This window comes from Paenibacillus sp. 276b, assembly GCF_900107875.1.
In the GTDB taxonomy this organism is placed as follows: Bacteria; Bacillota; Bacilli; order Paenibacillales; family Paenibacillaceae; genus Paenibacillus; species Paenibacillus marchantiae.
Map to the genome: position 1 here is coordinate 982,789 of NZ_FNRR01000002.1, position 17,786 is coordinate 1,000,574.

At 46.0% G+C, this 17,786-nt stretch carries 17 protein-coding genes; 13 read left to right on the forward strand and 4 right to left on the reverse strand.

Features of this window, described 5'->3' with window-relative positions; translation table 11 throughout:
• Positions 1-138 precede the first annotated feature (138 nt).
• Together BLV50_RS15520 and BLV50_RS15525 are read left to right on the forward strand one after the other, a co-directional pair.
• Positions 139-1,104 (forward strand): aldo/keto reductase, encoded by a 966-nt coding sequence (locus BLV50_RS15520; protein WP_090808675.1) that lies wholly within the window; start codon positions 139-141, stop codon positions 1,102-1,104.
• On the forward strand, positions 1,101-2,114 hold the full coding sequence (locus BLV50_RS15525) for a zinc-binding alcohol dehydrogenase family protein (protein WP_090808677.1): 1,014 nt from the start codon (positions 1,101-1,103) through the stop codon (positions 2,112-2,114). The genes BLV50_RS15520 and BLV50_RS15525 overlap by 4 nt, the downstream gene beginning before the upstream one ends.
• Before the next feature lie 278 nt (positions 2,115-2,392).
• On the opposite strand, the gene BLV50_RS15530 is transcribed toward BLV50_RS15525, so the two are convergent.
• The 4 genes from BLV50_RS15530 to BLV50_RS15545 form a co-directional block, all read right to left on the reverse strand.
• Positions 2,393-3,298, reverse strand: coding sequence for a YitT family protein (locus tag BLV50_RS15530; protein WP_090808679.1), 906 nt, complete (start codon positions 3,296-3,298; stop codon positions 2,393-2,395).
• Positions 3,299-3,412: 114 nt separating this feature from the next.
• Complete coding sequence (locus tag BLV50_RS15535) at positions 3,413-4,651, reverse strand: cation:proton antiporter (RefSeq protein ID WP_063564230.1); 1,239 nt, start codon at positions 4,649-4,651, stop codon at positions 3,413-3,415.
• A 4-nt stretch (positions 4,652-4,655) separates the two neighbouring features.
• Positions 4,656-5,150 (reverse strand): cation:proton antiporter regulatory subunit, encoded by a 495-nt coding sequence (locus BLV50_RS15540; protein WP_053780467.1) that lies wholly within the window; start codon positions 5,148-5,150, stop codon positions 4,656-4,658.
• A 312-nt stretch (positions 5,151-5,462) separates the two neighbouring features.
• A complete protein-coding gene (locus BLV50_RS15545; protein ID WP_063564231.1) occupies positions 5,463-5,867 on the reverse strand; it encodes a hypothetical protein in 405 nt (134 codons plus the stop codon).
• 180 nt (positions 5,868-6,047) lie between these two features.
• On the opposite strand from BLV50_RS15545, the gene BLV50_RS15550 reads away from it, so the two are divergent.
• The 11 genes from BLV50_RS15550 (at position 6,048) to BLV50_RS15600 (ending at position 17,741) form a co-directional block, all read left to right on the forward strand.
• Positions 6,048-6,992 carry a putative sporulation protein YtxC gene (locus tag BLV50_RS15550; RefSeq protein WP_063564232.1) on the forward strand — a complete coding sequence of 315 codons (945 nt, stop codon included), beginning with the start codon at positions 6,048-6,050 and terminating at the stop codon, positions 6,990-6,992.
• 196 nt (positions 6,993-7,188) lie between these two features.
• On the forward strand, positions 7,189-7,416 hold the full coding sequence (locus BLV50_RS15555) for a hypothetical protein (protein WP_090808681.1): 228 nt from the start codon (positions 7,189-7,191) through the stop codon (positions 7,414-7,416).
• A gap of 5 nt (positions 7,417-7,421) precedes the next feature.
• A complete protein-coding gene (gene thrS / locus BLV50_RS15560) occupies positions 7,422-9,359 on the forward strand; it encodes a threonine--tRNA ligase (RefSeq protein WP_063564234.1) in 1,938 nt (645 codons plus the stop codon).
• A gap of 422 nt (positions 9,360-9,781) precedes the next feature.
• Positions 9,782-10,315, forward strand: a complete 534-nt coding sequence (locus tag BLV50_RS33670) for a 3D domain-containing protein (RefSeq protein WP_083584755.1) — start codon at positions 9,782-9,784, stop codon at positions 10,313-10,315.
• Positions 10,316-10,409: 94 nt separating this feature from the next.
• On the forward strand, positions 10,410-10,616 hold the full coding sequence (locus tag BLV50_RS15570) for a hypothetical protein (protein ID WP_079696589.1): 207 nt from the start codon (positions 10,410-10,412) through the stop codon (positions 10,614-10,616).
• A 170-nt stretch (positions 10,617-10,786) separates the two neighbouring features.
• Positions 10,787-11,848, forward strand: coding sequence for a cell wall-active antibiotics response protein LiaF (gene liaF / locus BLV50_RS15575; RefSeq protein ID WP_079696551.1), 1,062 nt, complete (start codon positions 10,787-10,789; stop codon positions 11,846-11,848).
• Between the two features lie 3 nt (positions 11,849-11,851).
• Positions 11,852-12,889 carry a HAMP domain-containing sensor histidine kinase gene (locus BLV50_RS15580; RefSeq protein WP_079696552.1) on the forward strand — a complete coding sequence of 346 codons (1,038 nt, stop codon included), beginning with the start codon at positions 11,852-11,854 and terminating at the stop codon, positions 12,887-12,889.
• Positions 12,886-13,548 (forward strand): response regulator, encoded by a 663-nt coding sequence (locus BLV50_RS15585; RefSeq protein ID WP_090808683.1) that lies wholly within the window; start codon positions 12,886-12,888, stop codon positions 13,546-13,548. Before BLV50_RS15580 ends, BLV50_RS15585 begins: the two co-directional genes overlap by 4 nt.
• 148 nt (positions 13,549-13,696) lie before the next feature.
• Positions 13,697-15,394, forward strand: coding sequence for a S1C family serine protease (locus tag BLV50_RS15590; RefSeq protein WP_090808685.1), 1,698 nt, complete (start codon positions 13,697-13,699; stop codon positions 15,392-15,394).
• 195 nt (positions 15,395-15,589) lie between these two features.
• Complete coding sequence (locus BLV50_RS15595; protein WP_063564239.1) at positions 15,590-16,279, forward strand: response regulator transcription factor; 690 nt, start codon at positions 15,590-15,592, stop codon at positions 16,277-16,279.
• Between the two features lies 1 nt (position 16,280).
• Positions 16,281-17,741 carry a sensor histidine kinase gene (locus tag BLV50_RS15600; RefSeq protein WP_063564240.1) on the forward strand — a complete coding sequence of 487 codons (1,461 nt, stop codon included), beginning with the start codon at positions 16,281-16,283 and terminating at the stop codon, positions 17,739-17,741.
• Positions 17,742-17,786 lie beyond the last annotated feature (45 nt).

The window sequence follows — 17,786 nt, forward strand, 5'->3', positions numbered from 1 at the left end:
TTTCACTTCACACCAAGCGATTATTCACAGATCATCAAACAGTACATATTACGCATTTGGCGATATTTTAGTTTGAAATTCAACTGTTACAATGAAAGGACACGTGAGTAAGCAGACATGCTGGGAAGGGGCAGGCCGATGAATACAAGAAGACTTGGGAAGACGGAATTGGAAGTACCTGTACTGAGCTTTGGAGCATCCTCTCTAGGTTCAGTATTTCGTGATATTGACCGAGGTGAGGGTGTTCGTACGGTTCACGCCGCTGTAGATGCAGGGATGAACTATATAGATGTTTCGCCCTATTATGGATTAACGAAGGCTGAATCGGTGCTTGGAGAAGCCATCCGTAGTTTGCCACGTAGCTCGTTTACGTTGTCGACCAAGGCTGGACGTTATGGGGAGAATGCATTTAATTTTTCGCGTAAGCGGATACATGATAGTGTACAAGAGAGTCTGGATCGACTGCATACCGATTATATCGACATCCTGTTCTTGCATGACATCGAGTTTGTCCCGGCCGATATTATTATTGAAGAAGCTTTCCCAACCTTACTTCGCCTAAAGGAGCAGGGAGTCATTCGCCATGCAGGGATTTGTGGATTGCCCCTACCGTTGTTCGAGAAGGTTCTGCCACAGATCGATGCGGATGCGATCATCTCGTATTGTCATTATTCATTGAATGATACCTCATTATTGTCGTTATTGCCCTTGTTGGAAAAAAAAGAAATTGGCCTCGTCAATGCTTCGCCTCTTTCTATGGGCTTATTAAGTACAAGAGGAGCTCCTGCCTGGCACCCGGCAGATGATCGCGTGAAGCAGGTCTGCCTGCAAGCGGCGCGGTTCTGCGCGGAACAGGGCAGCGATATTGCGAAGCTTGCCGTGCAGTTTGCAACAGTCAATGAACGGATTCCAACGACACTGGTCAGCAGTGCAAGTGAACATAATATCCGCAACAATGCAGCCTGGATTGAGGAACCATTAGATCAGGAACTGTTATCGGAGGTACTCCGAATCCTGGCACCAATTCATAATGAGAGCTGGGCCAGCGGCCGTCCTGAATATAACATGAAGTCACAAGCATCATCGAAGGGGGAACAGGAATGAGAGCAGTTATATGTGAAGAAATAAATCGTTTGGCGTTGCGAGACATAGCTGAACCCGAAAGAACCGAGAATCAGGCGTTGGTTACTATCCGACGAATTGGTATCTGCGGCACAGATCTGCATGCATACAGAGGCAATCAGCCATTCTTTACCTATCCTCGTGTTCTGGGTCATGAACTGGCGGCTGTTATTGAAGAAATCGGTCCGAACGAGGCAGGATTACAGCCTGGGGATCAGGTAAGTATTATTCCGTATCTGCACTGCGGTCACTGTATTGCATGTCGCAGTGGAAAAACCAATTGTTGTGCGTCCATGCAAGTCATGGGTGTGCACGTAGACGGAGGCATGAGAGAAAAAATCAGCGTGCCTGTCTCACATCTGCTCTCAGCAGAAGGTTTGACGCTGGATGAGACGGCAATGGTAGAACCATTAAGCATTGGAGCCCATGCCGTCAGAAGAGCGGGAATCAAGTATGGTGAGCATGTGGTTGTGATTGGAGCTGGCCCCATTGGATTGGGTGTGATGGCATTTGCCAAACAGGCGGGGGCGCGTGTTATTGCCGTTGATCGTAATCTGGACAGGCTGGAGCTTAGCCGGACTTGGGCTGGAGCGGATGACCTGGTACAGGCCAATGAACATTCTGTACAACAAGTGGCTGAAATTACGGGAGGCGACTATGCTACAGCTGTCTTCGATGCAACAGGTAACGTGAATTCGATGAATGAGGCGCTTCAATATGTTGCTCATAGTGGTCAACTTATTTTCGTGGGACTGGTGAAAGCGGATATTACCTTTCATGACCCCGAATTTCACAAGCGGGAGATGAGTATCTTGGGCAGTCGAAACGCAACCCGTGAAGATTTTGAACAAGTCCTGTCGACCTTGCGTCAAAAGAAATTAAGCATGGATGGGTATATCACACACCGAGTGGAATTTGATGAGTTACCTACTGCAATAGATCAATGGTTATTGTCAGATTCACATGTAGTCAAAGCCATCGTTGAGCTATAATAACAAGTAAGTCTGATAACAGAAAAAAACGCTCTCTGACCTTACTGGACAATACTGTCCATTCATAAGGGAAGAGAGCGTTTTTTGTAAGTTGAATTAAAATTACACGATAACGAAGAGGACAGAAAAAACCTGAATAAGCGAAGCGTTCGCCTTTATCCCCGGATTTTTCCCTTCAGAAAAGGGAATCGAAAAAATCTGGGGATAACAGCGATTGGAAGGTTGTTCTGTCATCGTAGTGTCAGTGTAAATATCTTTAGTTCAACTTACATGAGCTATTATTTTTCCGGATTTGTCACAATACCTGCATGTGGATCAATATGACGCACAATGGATTTGAGCCAGATCATTTCGAGGAAATGAATCTCATAGTAGAGTGCTCCCGGAATGTGTTGGATCCAACCTTCAGCGACAGCAGGATGCCCTGGATCCGTTGAAGCAGCCAATGTTCCAGGTTCACGGCGCAGCCGTTTACGGATGGCTTTTTCAACTTGAGCGCTTTGCGTGGTTAAAATACATATTTTGCGCTTAGCTGTGAATCCGCGGAATGCAATATACACCATTTCATATGCAATGAGATAAGCAATTACCGAGTACATCGCTTGATCCCAACCGAAGACAACACCAGCGGCGGTTAGAATCAACAAGTTGAGCAGCATGATTATTTTTTCGATAAGCATCCGTTTCCCGCTAAATACACGTTCAGGTGGACGGGAGGACGGATCACCGATTTCCAGCGTATCCAGTGTCCCACCATACCGCACGACTAGACCGATTCCTAGACCGAGACATAATCCGCCAAACATGGCGGCAGCCAGCGGGTGCTCGACAAGCGGCGGCATGGGATGAAGCACAATGGCACCAATCGAAAAGACAACCAAACCCAGAACAGTGACCAGTACGAATTTCTTTTGCACGAGTCTATAGGACAGAAAGATAAACGGAACGTTGAACAAAAACAGGAACAAACCAATCCTCATTTCGGTCCAGTGGGCGAACAACGAAGAGATACCTGTAATGCCTCCAATAATGATCTTATTGGGATGTAGAAACAATTCAAGTCCCACGGAGGCCAGAATTCCACCCGCGATTACAAACAATAAATTCAACATGCGACGGGCAGATGATAATCTGGTCTTGGCGGTTTGTGGCACCGGATTAGCCGATATCAGAGGTGCTTTCATAGGTCATCCTCCTTAGTGCGGCTTTCGAGCCATTCTCCCTGGGTTAGTCACAGAAAGATCGGCATAAGAGCCGCGAAGTACGTTAGTGTGTCTGTTCTGTACAGACATAAGGAATTATCCTTCTTTCTGTAGAACCTTTGGTTCTTCTTTCTTTTTCCGAGGATCCTTGAACTTGAATATTTTATCCAATAAACGGAATACATGTTTGGACTCTTTGGTTAATAAAGGACCCAGAATGGCCAGAATTAGGACATAGAGCGCGGCAAACGGTTGAATCATTGGCAACAGTCCTCCGGCTTTACCCATGTTGGCCAAGATGATGGAAAATTCACCCCGTGACACAATGGTTAATCCAATATTCGCCGATGCTTTGGGCGATAGTCCTGCACTGCGTCCGGCCATCATACCTGCCAGGAAGTTACCGAACAATGTAATAACAACTGCAATCAGAGCTAACCATACGGCTTCGCCACCCAAGGACAACGGATCAATAGACAATCCAAAGCTGAAGAAGAAGATTGCTCCGAAGAAGTCACGGAACGGTAGAATCAAGTGCTCAATCCGTTTCGCGTGTTCTGTTTCAGCAAGCACCAGACCAACCAGTAATGCACCAATCGCTTCGGCAACATGAATGGTTTCAGAGAAGCCGGCTACCAGGAACAAGGCTCCGAATACAACGAGAGAGAATAGCTCATTCGATCGAATTTTAAGCAATTTGTTTAGTAGCGGTGTTGCTTTGCGTCCAAGGATAATCACGATAAGCATGAATCCGAGAGCAATAAGTGCGGACATGATGACGCCTCCGATGGAGGATGAATCACTAAGCACAAGTCCGGACAAGATCGAGATATATACAGCGAGGAATACATCTTCGAACATAATAATACCCAATATCATCTCTGTTTCAGGATTGGCCGTTCGTTTCAAATCCACGAGTACCTTGGCCACGATGGCACTGGAAGAGATGGTAGTTATACCTGCGATAATAAGTGCTTCTGCAACTGGGAAACCGGACATAAAACCGAATATTAATCCCAGCGTGAAGTTAATCCCAATATAGATAGACCCGCCGACTGCAATGGATTTACCCGATTTGATCAAACGACCAACCGAGAATTCCAGCCCTAGATAGAAGAGCAGGAAGAGAATACCAATGCGGCCCATAAACTCAATAAACGGCTGACTTTCAATGAAACGGAAGTCCAGATGCCAGATTTTCATAGCATGTGGCCCAACAGCCATCCCGATCAGAATATAAAACGGAACGACCGAAAATCTTAGTTTTGCCGATAAAAGGCCGGCTGCCGCAATGAGCACAAGGGCCAGACCTACTTCGAATATCAAATGATCCATCTATTTACCCCCTTCCAGTCAGGAGGAGGGATTTAAACAGTTTCTGCTGATTGCGTTCGCCAACGGCTACTACCGTGGACTCTGCACTAATCACGACCTCCGGACCGGGGCTGATATGTTTTTTGTGATTCTTCTCTACAACGGCAATAACCGTTGCCCCTGAGTTTTGACGTACGTCCAGTTCACCAATAGATTTACCGATACATCCGTAGGATGGCTCGATTTTGTACCATTCAATAATCAGATCGTCAAACGTTACTTCAATATTTTCAAGCTGCTTTGGTTTATAGGTCAATCCACCAACGATGGCAGCAATCTGTCTTGCTTCATAGTCATCAAGTGTAATCATGGAGATGCTTTGGTCTGGATCATCGTACTCAAAATGGTACATTTCCCGGCGACCGTCATCGTGAATAATGACAATAATTTTATCTCCACTGCTCGTTTCAATCTGAAATTTCTTGCCGATTCCCGGCAAATCTGTTTCGCGTACATCCATGGATAGTATGCCTCCTTAAATTGAGGGCTGGCCACAGAAGACAGGCTTATTTCCCGAAAATAGAATGAACAGCTGAACTTAGGAACATTAAATGATGCGGGTAAACAGAGCCAGGGACTTCTGACACACAGCCTTGTGTTGTGAATTTTTAATGAAAATGGGGATAACAAAATAGATGCTAACAAATAGGTGTTGCCAATGAGGCTGATCGATATCTAACATTTGCTAAAAGGGTTAAAAGTTATGCACAAGCACACCGTCTATCAGACAGAGGTGTCTCCATGCAAAGCAACCTAAAATACGGTGTAAAGGCTAGTTAAGAGCGTTCACGTATTTTGGTGCTATAGGGGTGGGAGATACATACATACTGGTGAATTTGATGGGTAGCAGAAATAATCTGCGTTTAAACAGACAAATCAACGGTTTAAAGGGTAGACGCGGTGTAGGAATTCGCAGCATTAGCAACAAAGCGAGCACAAGAAAGACAGGTTTGTTATGCGTGACCGCAATCAACTTCGACATGACTTGTGGGTATTTGCGAATGGCAGGTTTCTGCTGAGACTCCAATGTGTGGACAAGCACTTCCTTGTTGGAAGTCGTCTCAACGGTTACCTCGACAGCGGATTCCGACTGCATCGGAATAGGGAAGGACAACGCTTGGAATACGCACAAAATGATAATAAAAGCGTAACGGAGTATTCTTGGTTGTTGTCTCATTTTGGCTTCCCCCCTTTTCCGTGAAACATACTGTTATAAAAATAATAACACATTTTTGTCTTAACTCCAAACAGATTGATAATATACTGAGAAATCATGACACGCTTTCCATCAATCCGCTTCGTATATCCCTATCAGCCTTGCCATATACTTTGAACAGGAAGGAAAGGAGTGATTCTTATGGAACTGTTCGCCGTATGGACCGATGTATCAGGGCAGGAGGAAGCGGATCAATTTTATCGTTGTGTGAAGGAAAAAACCAAAGGTTTACATATAAGCAAAAGAGGATTTCGGCTCACCTTCAAACATAATGACGGAAGAGCGGCCTGGGTATGCAGAGGCAATGAGAATCACGCTGACTTCCAGCAGTGGCTGCCTCAGATCAGTGATTTGCTTGCCACTGGACTTGCAGATTACATCATGGATACACGTGAACGTATTATGGTGGAAGAGATGATCTCAAAGGCCTGCTCAGTCATGGATGAACATGAGGTGGAGAAGGTAAATCGGATTTGCATGCCTTTATTATTCAATGGGGACTTGGATCAGCCAGGCCTGCGCGAGCGTCGCCGTACCACTTTGGCCAATGGTTTGAAGCAAGATTTGGAAGAGGTGCATTTTTTTAATCTTGAAGGCATTCTTAATTTCCGGATTCGGCCATATAAGCAGGAACTTCATGAGCTGGTAGAATATGCGCTGGATGAATTCTGGATGGATCGTCAATATGAAGAGTTTATGGGGCTACTCAAATATTTTGTGTTCTTTCAGGAGGCGAAAGTACCTCTTGTGCATTTGATACACAAAGGTTTGCATGAATTTCAAGTATTGGATGCTGCGCTTAATGTGCTGCCCGTACAAAAGGATGAACAGGTCGTTGTAGAGATGCCTGGACTTGAATTGGAAATGGATATCGAAGACATGATCGTGAGTACGCTGATCTCCATCTCGCCTGAAAAGGTCATGCTGCATACACGCACTCCAGATCTGCCTATCATCTCTACGATCCGTCAGATCTTTGAAGACAAGGTGCAATTATGCCATCATTGCCCTGAGTGTGAAGTGCTGCGCTCCGGATTGTTGACAGGTCTTGACGCAAGTGATATCGGCAATTATAATAACTGTTGATCCATGATATTTATTTGAGGTTGTTATGGAACAATAAACAAAAGCTTTGACAAAGACAAGAACCATACGCACGGTCAGTGCAGAGAGAGGGGACTAGGCTGAAATTTCCTCCGGATGCCACGTTTGGTTTACCCCTTTGTAGCTGCAGTTTTGAAAATGGATATAAATATTGCCTCTATAATACAGGTAGTCATCCATGAGTAAGGATATGCCGGGTCATGCCCGTTACCGTCATGCCAATGAGGGCTGTACTTCCAATACGGATGAAGCAGCTGAATTAGGGTGGAACCACGAGAGTATACAACACTCGTCCCTTTGCCGGGACGGGTGTTTTTTGCGTTCCTTTGCAAAAATTGCAGGAACAGCAATAGATTATCCATCCATGATCATGGATGGACAGAGGTTGAATTTACAGGAGGAATGAGACAAATGGCAGTTAACATTAAACTACCCGATGGTTCGGTTCGTGAGTATGCCGACGGAAGCAGCATTGAAGATGTGGCCGCTTCGATCAGCAGCGGACTTCGCAAAAATGCCGTAGCCGGCAAACTGGATGGAATCGTGGTGGACTTGTCCACAACACTTCATGAGGGAGCATTGGTGGAGATCGTAACACTGGATTCACCAGAAGGCCTGGAAGTGATGCGTCATAGTACAGCTCACTTGCTCGCTCAAGCTGTGAAGCGTTTATATGGAAACAAAGAGGTACATCTCGGCGTTGGTCCTGTCATTGAAGATGGTTTCTACTATGATATGGATCTGGAACAACCTCTCAATCCCGAAGATCTGCAAAAGATCGAGAAGGAAATGGAACGTATTGTTAATGAGAACTTGCCGATTGTACGTAAGGAAGTTAGCCGCGAGGAAGCGATCAAAATCTTCGGAGAAGTGGGCGATCCTTACAAGCTCGAATTGATTCGTGACTTACCAGAAGACAGTGTTATCACTATTTATGAGCAAGGTGAATTCTTCGACTTGTGTCGTGGACCACACGTACCATCCACCAGCAAAATCAAAGTATTCAAACTGATGAATGTTGCCGGTGCTTACTGGCGTGGAGACAGCAAAAACAAAATGCTGCAACGTATTTACGGTACAGCTTTTGTGAAAAAAGCACAGCTTGATGAGCATTTGCACTTCCTGGAAGAAGCTCGTAAACGGGATCACCGTAAACTGGGTAAGGAACTCGAAATCTTCACATTCTCCCAACTGGTTGGACAAGGTCTGCCAATCTGGTTGCCTAATGGTGCCAAGCTGCGCCGGACGTTGGAGCGTTATATCGTGGATTTGGAAGAGAGCCTCGGATATCAGCATGTGTACACACCGGTGCTGGGTAATGTTGAATTGTACAAAACATCAGGTCACTGGGAGCACTATCAGGATGACATGTTCCCGAAAATGGTTATGGACAATGAAGAACTTGTTCTTCGTCCGATGAACTGTCCTCACCACATGATGGTGTACAAGTCCAGCATGCACAGCTACCGTGATCTGCCGATCCGGATTGCCGAGCTTGGCATGATGCATCGTTACGAAATGTCGGGCGCGTTGACAGGTCTGCACCGTGTACGTGCGATGACGCTGAACGATTCTCATATATTCGCACGCCCGGATCAGATCAAGGAAGAGTTCGCTCGTGTTATTGAGCTGATTCAAACGGTTTATAAAGATTTCGGCATTCACGAATATCGTTTCCGTCTGTCCTACCGCGATCCTCAGGATACCGAGAAATACTTCCAGAATGACGAGATGTGGGAAATGTCCCAACGCATGCTCCGTGAAGTTGTGGAAGAACTCAACCTTCCATTCTATGAAGCAGAAGGCGAAGCGGCATTCTATGGTCCAAAACTGGATGTTCAGATCAAGACAGCACTGGGCAAAGAAGAGACATTGTCTACCGTTCAATTGGACTTCCTCTTACCAGAGCGGTTTGAGCTTGAATATGTGGGAGATGATGGGCAGAAACATCGTCCGGTCGTTATCCACCGCGGTGTAATCAGTACGATGGAGCGTTTCACTGCATTCTTGCTGGAGAACTTTGCAGGGGCTCTGCCACTGTGGTTGTCTCCTGTACAGGCGAAGGTTATTCCTGTATCCGGCAACTTCGACGACTACGCACGTGAAGTGGAAGCGAAACTGAAACGTGCAGGCATCTCTGCTGAAGCGGATCTGCGTAACGAGAAGCTTGGTTATAAAATTCGTGAAGCACAGCTTGAGAAAATGCCTTACATGTTCGTCGTTGGTGAAAATGAACGTAATGCAGAGGGTGTATCTGTGCGGAAACGTGGAGAAGGCGACCTCGGCATGAAACCTGTGGACGAAATTGTAGCCCAGCTCAAAGAAGAGATTGCAACAAGACTGGTGTAATCCTGAATTGTGGGTTCTATAATAGAAAACCGTTTGAATCATATTGGAGTAAATCCAAGGGTTCAGACGGTTTTTTTTGTTGTTTTCTGGTTTTCTGACATCCGGTTTAAAAGCCTTAATAGGTGAAAAGTATAGAATTTTTTCATTTTGGAAAACCTTTGCAGTAAGGGGGAGGTTCTATAATGAAAAAGCAATTCTTAATTCAAAAGAAAAACATAAGGTTCATCATCTCTTGTTGTGTAATGTTCGCCGGAGTAGTCTTGGGCTGGAATCAGGTAGAAGCATATACCTTCGAAGAGGAAAATGAAGTCATGTATGTGGAGAATCAGCACAGCGAAACTTCAGGAGAGCTTGAAGGCGTACATTCTGAAACGGCAGTTTATGAATACAGCGATCAGGCTCAGCTCACAACCTTGGTCTATATGGGGTTTTTATGGTCTCCACAGCCTATTGTTATTCTACGGCCGGAAGTTCCGGAGAAGCAGACCGGAGTTGACCCATCCATGCCGGTGCTCGCTCCGCGTACAGAACAGGTGTTGGACACGCATAAAGTGACGGCTACCGGATACACTGCAGGTGTGGAATCAACCGGAAAAGGCCCAAAACATCCTCAATACGGAATCACGTATTCAGGTGTAAAGGTGCGCCGTGATAAAGAAACGGTCTCAACGATTGCAGCTGATCCGAAGCTGTTCCCACTGGGTTCCATTTTATATATTCCCGGTTACGGTTACGGCATCGTTGCAGACACGGGCTCGGCGATCAAGGGCAATAAAATTGATCTTTATTTCCCTACCACAAAGCAAGTGTATAAAGAATGGGGCAAAAAGGACGTCGAAGTACAGGTGATCAAACAAGGTGCTGGAAAATGCACTGAAAAAATGCTGGAAGAATTATCAGAAGCCATCGATGTGTACAAATCCGTACCCGATTCATGGCTGGACAAGGCCGTATAATGATGATGAATTTTAATACATGAATAACGCACGCGCACTCTTCACATAATACTCTCTGGGGACGAACCCCGCGTTGCAGACATGCAATGTAAATATGAAGAGAGAGGTGATCGTCGTGGCTAAGAAATCTCAAGGTTCACAAACGCCAAACGAGAAGTACAATGCAGAGTTTGGAGAAGAGAATGCAGCAAGCAAAGTGAAACAATCGCACCAAAACAAAGTGAAGGATAACTTCCAAACACCTGATGAAAAATACAATGCTGAGTTCGGTACTGAGAACACAGGCAAATCACAAAAGTAAATCAATGCACAGACACCTTGGAGTATTTCTCCAGGGTGTTTTTAATATTTTACATAAATACCCTTCCGTCTCGGTCTGGAGACTGAGATCAATTCCATCTGCCGCCGCTGTTAACCAATCCTTGTCTGATGTAAACTGGATACAGAATACAGACAAAGGAGACATGAGCGATGAAACGATCTACGCGGGACCGCTGGTGGGTTGGCATTCCTCTTATTGCGATTGGCGCAATAATATTGTTCAGGCAATTGGGATATGACATAGATATCGGATACATGTTCAGAACATATTGGCCGTTATTTTTGATTTGGTGGGGTGTAAAAGGTATAACCGAAATTCGGCGTAATGGGAGTCATGCATTGATTGGACCGGCCATTGTACTGGCGATTGGTGGATACTTCTTGGCACGCAATCTGGGGTGGATTGATTATTCCATGGGCGAGTTCATTCGCTACCTAATTCCGGTAATGCTGATTGGTGGGGGATTGTTCGTTCTGATCGGACCCCGTCGTCGTGACCGGAAACACCATGACCAAGTACCACCGCCTCCACCGCCGGAGCCACCTTATAAGCCATTGTCCCCTGAGGACCTGGAAATGCCGTCTTCGTTTGATGAACAGTTCGAGAAAACATTTGGCAAACCGGAACAGGAACACAAGAATGATTCACATGGCTCATTCTATACAGATAAGGAAGACCCTAAAACACACGGACATCAACACCATCATAAACATCAACATCAACATCATCATCACAAGCATAAAGGTTACGGTTCAAGTAAAAAGGAATATGGAACATTTGATAACGATGACCACTATGATGATGATCCGAATTACTATGGTGGCCATGGGAATACAATTAACAAATCGGCATTTATCGGTGATATGTATATGGGACAGGAAGTGTTCTCCCTGAAACCGATGAATATTTCGGCATTTATTGGCGATACGGTGATTGATTTGACGAAGGCGCAAATACCTTACGGTGAGACGAAAATTAACATTTCCTCTTTTATTGGGGATGTGAAGGTATTTGTTCCTGAAGATATGGATCTCGGTGTGACTGTGACGACAAACTCGTTTATTGGGGACATGTCGCTGTTAAATCAAAAACGGGGTGGATTCCTAAGCAGTGCTCAGGCTGAAACGGCGCATTATCGCGAAGCAGGAAAAAAAGTACGGATTGTCGTTAGTGTGTTTATTGGAGATGTCAAAGTGAACAAGGTGGGTTAACGCATGATTCGAACGATTCTCAAAGCAAATAAGTGGGAACTGATGATGTATTTTGCGCTGACCGGACTCATTACTTTGGGCGGGTTTTACTTGCTGTACGGGGAAGTGCTGATGGGAACAGGGCGTCAGCGTGCGTGGACCTATGTTGCTGTTGTACTCCTGGCTACCGTAATCACGGGCTATATTGCCGCCTTACGGCTTCAACGCAAGATTGATCTTCTGGATCTCAACATGCTGAAAGTGTCTAAGGGCAATCTCGCTGTTCGTATGCCTGAGGCAGATGATGCCTCCTTCGGACGGGTATATCAGGAATTCAATGTCATGATGGATTCGATTGAGAAAAAAATGAGATTGCTTCAGCGGCTTGGTGAGCAGGAAGTCATTGAAAAGGAACAGGCATCCGAACGCGCTGTGATTGAAGAACGAAAAAGGATGGCAAGAGATTTGCATGATACGGTCAGCCAGCAGCTTTTTGCCATGCATATGTCGGCTTCTTCCTTACCACGTTTGCTGGAGATGAATCCCGAGCATGGTAGCAAAGTGTTGGAGCAACTTATTCAGATGTCGCATATCGCACAGCGGCAGATGCGTGGGCTTATCGCTCAGCTTCGCCCAGTGGAGTTGGAGGGAAGGAATCTTGGCGAAGCGCTGGATAGCTGGTTCCCGGATTATTGCAGGCAGAATGGTTTAAAAGGAGTGAAAGAGCTGGAACTGGATGGCGGAATTTCCGATGCCATCGAGCACCAGCTGTTTCTTGTTATTCAGGAAGCGGTCGCTAATGTGGTAAAACATGCGGAAGCGGGTCTGGTCAGCCTGTCCATACGAGAGAGTGAACATCAGATCAGCATGAGCATTAGCGATGACGGTCAGGGGTTTTTGCAGCAAGCGGAACGGCCTGGTTCATACGGATTATCAACGATGCGTGAACGGGCAGAGAAGCTTGGGGGTCAGGTTCAGATTATATCGAAGCCGGGAGCGGGGACGACGGTGCGGGTATTCATCCCGAAATTCCCGAAAGAACCAGAGGGGGAAACGGAATGAGCGAAATAATAAATGTAATGATTGTGGATGATCATGATATGGTGCGGATGGGGTTAAAAACGTATCTTATGCTGGAGCCTACATTTCATGTGATGGGGGAAGCGGGTAACGGACAGGATGCATTGAATCAGCTGCGCAAGCTGGGAGAAAACGAACTGCCTGACCTGATCCTGATGGACTTGATGATGCCGGTAATGAATGGCGCGGAAGCGACACAAGCGATTATGACCGAATTTCCGGGGATGAAAATTGTGATGCTGACCAGTTTTCTGGAGGATGACCTTGTGGTACAAGCGATTGAAGCCGGTGCCGTCAGTTATGTGCTGAAGACAGTATCTGCTGAAGAGTTGATCTACGCTCTGCAAGGAGCATACCGAGGTATGCCTGTAATGACAGGCGACGTATCACAGGCATTGACCCGTGGCATCAGGCAGCGCACAGCAAGAGAGAACGAATCCGGCCTGACGGAACGGGAAAAGGAAGTGCTTTTGCTGATTGCAGAGGGCAAGACCAATAAGGACATCGGGGAAGAACTACATATTAGTATCAAAACCGTCAAAACTCATGTGAGCAATCTGCTGATGAAATGTGAAATGGACGATCGGACACAGCTGGCAATCTACGCTCATCGTCAGGGCTGGGTGAAGAATAAGGGTTAGAATGCAGATTTGGCGGGAAAAATGTTCTATAACAGCGTGCTTTTATCTCCTTTTTAATTGTTTTTAAGGTACGGTTAAGGTTTAAAGTACAAAATAAGGACAGTTAAAGAATATCTCTTGCGAAGAAGAGATTGGGAGGTAGAGAGGCATGGACGAACGTAATTACAGAGCGAACCGTCAAGACGAGGAAAATGAAACTAAACAAGCGGAGAATCGCAATTCATCAGGGACGGACGATTCCTCCTATTATTATTCTTACGGACCTTTTCAGTCCGTGAATCAGGAAGATACAGCAAGTCATAATGGGGAACATAATCAACGTGAAGAAGGAAATGTAGAGATTACAAGACCTGAACCCGTGAAGCCCGTACCTACTTACTACAGTAATTACAATAACGAATCATCTGATCAAGCTAATACGTCCTCCAGAGGGGGCGGCGGCAATGGTTCAGGCAACGGAGGAGATCAGGGGAACGGCGGCAAGAACAATGGGAATTGGAATTATAATAACCGTCGGCCACGTTCTTCCGTAAGATCGCTCCTGTTCTCTTTTATCGCCGGTATGCTGGTCATTACAGTGCTGATGTATACAGCGGACAGAACAAACATGTTTACACCACAGGAAGCGCTGACAAGTGCAGACAATGAAAGCTCCAGTCAGTCATCTTCTCCTACTAACTCAGGCAGCAGCAATAACGTGACAGCGTCATTACTGCCAACGGGCAAAGAGGATGTATCCTCTGTAGTAACCAGTACAAGTCCGGCTGTCGTCAAAATCGAAACACTTGCCAAGCAGTCTACACGCAGCAGCAGCCAGGGTGGTTCTACGATGAGCGATCCATTGTACCAATACTTCTTTGGTAACGGAAGCAATGGTGGAACAGATAGCTACCAAGGCCAAAATAATCAGCAGCAACAGCAACAAAGCAGCAATCAGTTGGTTCCACTTGGCATTGGTTCCGGATTTATTTTTGACAAAGAAGGCTACATCTTGACGAACCAACACGTGGTTCAGGGTGCAGATGTGATTCAGGTAACGCTGGAGAACAACAGCAAACCGTATGAAGCAAAATTGCTGGGAAGCAGCTTCGACCTTGACCTTGCCGTATTGAAAATTGAGAAAAACAGTGGCGATGATGCTTTCCCTGTCGCTCCACTGGGCGATTCTAACAGTACTCAAGTTGGTGAATGGCTTGTAGCTATTGGTAACCCGGAAGGATTTGAACATACAGTTACTGCAGGTGTGTTGAGTGCGAAAGAACGTACCATCAGCATTCCGGACGAAGAAACCGGCAAAACTCGTGAGTACAGCCACTTGTTACAAACGGATGCTTCCATCAATCCTGGTAACTCCGGTGGACCATTGCTTAACCTGAATGGTGAAGTCATTGGTATGAACGTTGCGGTTAGCGCGGATGCCCAGGGTATTGGGTTTGCCATTCCTTCGAGTGTAATCTCGGATGCGGTTAAATATTTGAAAGAAAATAAAGAAGTTCCCAAAGAGCCCGTACCGTTCATTGGTGCATCTCTGATGGCCCTTACGCCTGAAGTGGCTAAACAGATGGGAACGGATATCACTGAAGGTTCAGTTGTAGCCAGCACGATCTATCAATCCCCTGCTTACCAAGCAGACCTGCGTGCTTATGACATCATCACAGGTGCCAATGGCACAGCATACAGCACAAGTCAGGATTTGATTGATTTCATCAAGAAACAGGAAATTGGCAGTGAAGTGACACTGAATGTTGTTCGGGACGGTAAAAAAATGGATGTGAAACTCAAAATCGGCAACAAAAACGATTATGATACTACACAAACGACGGATCAACAGCAACAACAACCATAATGCCGAATTATGGGTTATAGAATAAGGTTTAGAAGAGCGGAAGGGTTCGAGGGCCCTTTCGCTTTTTTTGCACTATATTCGTTTGTACTCCATCAAGGTCTGACTCGCAAAGCAACAAGGTGTTTGGAAAGATGCAGATTGCGCTTTTGGCTGTTACAATAAGATTAAAACGTTAAGGGATAAAGGAGAAAGACCATGCGCTCAACTATTCTGATTGTTGATGATGATGAAAAAATCGTTTCCATGCTTCGGCGGGGACTTGCTTTTGAAGGATATGAGGTACAGACAGCTTCGAATGGGGCGGAGGGCCTCAGTAAGCTGATGGATAAAGAGCCGGATATCGTGGTTCTTGATGTCATGATGCCGCAAATTGACGGGTTTGAAGTATGCCGCAGACTCAGAGAAGCGGGGAGCAAAGTGCCCGTGCTAATGCTCACTGCCAAAGATGAAGTACAGAGCCGGGTAATTGGGCTCGATACAGGTGCAGATGATTATCTCGTGAAGCCGTTTGCGCTTGAAGAACTGTTGGCTCGTGTCCGTGCCTTATTGCGTCGTAAAGCGGATATAGCAGACACGCCTGATAATCGACTTATGTATGAGGATATTATTCTGGATAATGATTCTCGTGAGGTGTTGCGTGACGGTCAGCGTCTGGAACTGACTGCCAAGGAGTTCGAATTGCTGAATCTGTTCATGCAAAATCCGAAACGTGTGCTGTCCCGTGATCTGATTATGGATAAAATCTGGGGTTATGATTACAGTGGTGAATCCAATGTGCTCGAAGTGTATATTGCCATGCTCAGACAAAAAACCGAAGAATACGGCGGCAAACGTTTGATCCAGACGATCCGGGGAGCCGGCTATATTTTGAGGGGTGACTCCTGACATGTCCATTCGGTTAAGATTAACCGCGTGGTATTCAGGCATCTTGGCAGCCGTACTCATTTTTTGGGGAGTTGTGATCTACGCTTTTGTTTATTTTAATACGTATCAAGAAGTGGAACAGCAACTGAAAGATAAAAGTGAACGAATTACGAATCAGATTGGTGTCAATCCGCTCTCACAGTCGCTGGACCTGGACCCTTTTACGGAAAGTCAGCTTCAGGAAGCTCAGATATACATCCAGTTGTGGGACTACCAGAGCAGATCTGGTAAAATCTCAGGCAATATGGAGAAACTTCAGATTCAATTTCCCGTTGTGAAATCCAATGAGATCCAGAAAAAGCGTGGGATATCCAAGATCTATGTCAATGGGACCCCTTTCTTGGTGAATCAACAGCCCTTGTCTCTTCAGGGGACCAATGAAATAAGGGGGCTCCTTCAAGTCGGTGCTAATGTTAGTTCCCAGGAACGATTGCTGGAGGCTCTGCGAAATATTCTGGTCTTTGGCTGGCTTGTAGCGATGGCGCTTGCCATTACTTCGGGTCTGATTCTGGCTCGTAAATCGATGCGTCCGCTCGTCAATGTGATTGATGCCGCCAATCAGATTCAATCCGGGGATGACCTTAGTGTGCGTATTCAATACACAGGTCCCAAGGATGAGATTGGGCGTCTGATTGAAACAGTAAATAATATGCTTGAACGAACAGAGCTGTCATTCCGCGGGCTCGAGGAGACGAATAAAGCTCAGCGCAGATTTGTATCTGATGCTTCACATGAGCTGCGTACACCGCTGACCACGATCCGTGGCAATGTGGACTTCCTTAAGAAGCTGTGGGATCAGGAGAGCACGGACCGACCGAATCTGGACGAAGAAACGGTTAAACAAATGTCGCTTGAAGCGATAGAGGACATGGCGGATGAAGGCAAACGCATGAGCAGACTGATCAGTGACATGTTGTCTTTGGCCAGAGCCGATACAGGACAGAAAATCGAACTGAATCCGATCCCGTTGCAGATTCTGGTGCAGGAAGTGGCTCGCAGATCGCAATTCCTTGATCACCAGGCTGACTGGCGTCCAGGTGATCTATCGATTTTGAATGGCATTTATGTGAACGGTAGCAAGGACTATTTGCAGCAAATGTTGTTTATTTTTATCGAGAATGCTTTCAAGTACACTCCAGATGGCTCGGTTACGCTTGATGCAATACTTTATAAAGGTCAGGTAGGACTGCGCATCAGTGATACGGGCATCGGAATGGATCGGGATGAAGTTCCATTTATCTTTGACCGGTTCTATCGGGCAGATGAGTCGCGCGGTGCCACACCAGGCATAGGTCTGGGACTGTCGATCGCCAAGTGGATCATTGAGGAACACCAAGGATCTGTCGAGGTTGTAACCAGACGTGGAGAAGGAACGACCTTTATCATTTGGTTGCCGGTTGTCTTTGCTCCGCCTATCGAATAAGGTTATAATAGACAGGACTGCAATTACATCGGCTATCTTTGCCGA

What these genes read in the sequence shown, in the direction of transcription:
- BLV50_RS15555 (WP_090808681.1), top strand. Translation starts at nt 7,189, where the DNA reads ATGAGTAAGGATATGCCGGGTCATGCCCGTTACCGTCATGCCAATGAG.
- BLV50_RS15525 (WP_090808677.1), top strand. Translation starts at nt 1,101, where the DNA reads ATGAGAGCAGTTATATGTGAAGAAATAAATCGTTTGGCGTTGCGAGAC.
- BLV50_RS15580 (WP_079696552.1), top strand. Translation starts at nt 11,852, where the DNA reads ATGATTCGAACGATTCTCAAAGCAAATAAGTGGGAACTGATGATGTAT.
- BLV50_RS15530 (WP_090808679.1), bottom strand. Translation starts at nt 3,298, where the DNA reads ATGAAAGCACCTCTGATATCGGCTAATCCGGTGCCACAAACCGCCAAG.
- BLV50_RS15590 (WP_090808685.1), top strand. Translation starts at nt 13,697, where the DNA reads ATGGACGAACGTAATTACAGAGCGAACCGTCAAGACGAGGAAAATGAA.
- BLV50_RS15585 (WP_090808683.1), top strand. Translation starts at nt 12,886, where the DNA reads ATGAGCGAAATAATAAATGTAATGATTGTGGATGATCATGATATGGTG.
- BLV50_RS15595 (WP_063564239.1), top strand. Translation starts at nt 15,590, where the DNA reads ATGCGCTCAACTATTCTGATTGTTGATGATGATGAAAAAATCGTTTCC.
- BLV50_RS33670 (WP_083584755.1), top strand. Translation starts at nt 9,782, where the DNA reads ATGGGGTTTTTATGGTCTCCACAGCCTATTGTTATTCTACGGCCGGAA.
- BLV50_RS15550 (WP_063564232.1), top strand. Translation starts at nt 6,048, where the DNA reads ATGGAACTGTTCGCCGTATGGACCGATGTATCAGGGCAGGAGGAAGCG.
- BLV50_RS15600 (WP_063564240.1), top strand. Translation starts at nt 16,281, where the DNA reads ATGTCCATTCGGTTAAGATTAACCGCGTGGTATTCAGGCATCTTGGCA.
- BLV50_RS15545 (WP_063564231.1), bottom strand. Translation starts at nt 5,867, where the DNA reads ATGAGACAACAACCAAGAATACTCCGTTACGCTTTTATTATCATTTTG.
- BLV50_RS15540 (WP_053780467.1), bottom strand. Translation starts at nt 5,150, where the DNA reads ATGGATGTACGCGAAACAGATTTGCCGGGAATCGGCAAGAAATTTCAG.
- BLV50_RS15570 (WP_079696589.1), top strand. Translation starts at nt 10,410, where the DNA reads ATGAAGAGAGAGGTGATCGTCGTGGCTAAGAAATCTCAAGGTTCACAA.
- BLV50_RS15535 (WP_063564230.1), bottom strand. Translation starts at nt 4,651, where the DNA reads ATGGATCATTTGATATTCGAAGTAGGTCTGGCCCTTGTGCTCATTGCG.
- BLV50_RS15520 (WP_090808675.1), top strand. Translation starts at nt 139, where the DNA reads ATGAATACAAGAAGACTTGGGAAGACGGAATTGGAAGTACCTGTACTG.
- liaF (WP_079696551.1), top strand. Translation starts at nt 10,787, where the DNA reads ATGAAACGATCTACGCGGGACCGCTGGTGGGTTGGCATTCCTCTTATT.
- thrS (WP_063564234.1), top strand. Translation starts at nt 7,422, where the DNA reads ATGGCAGTTAACATTAAACTACCCGATGGTTCGGTTCGTGAGTATGCC.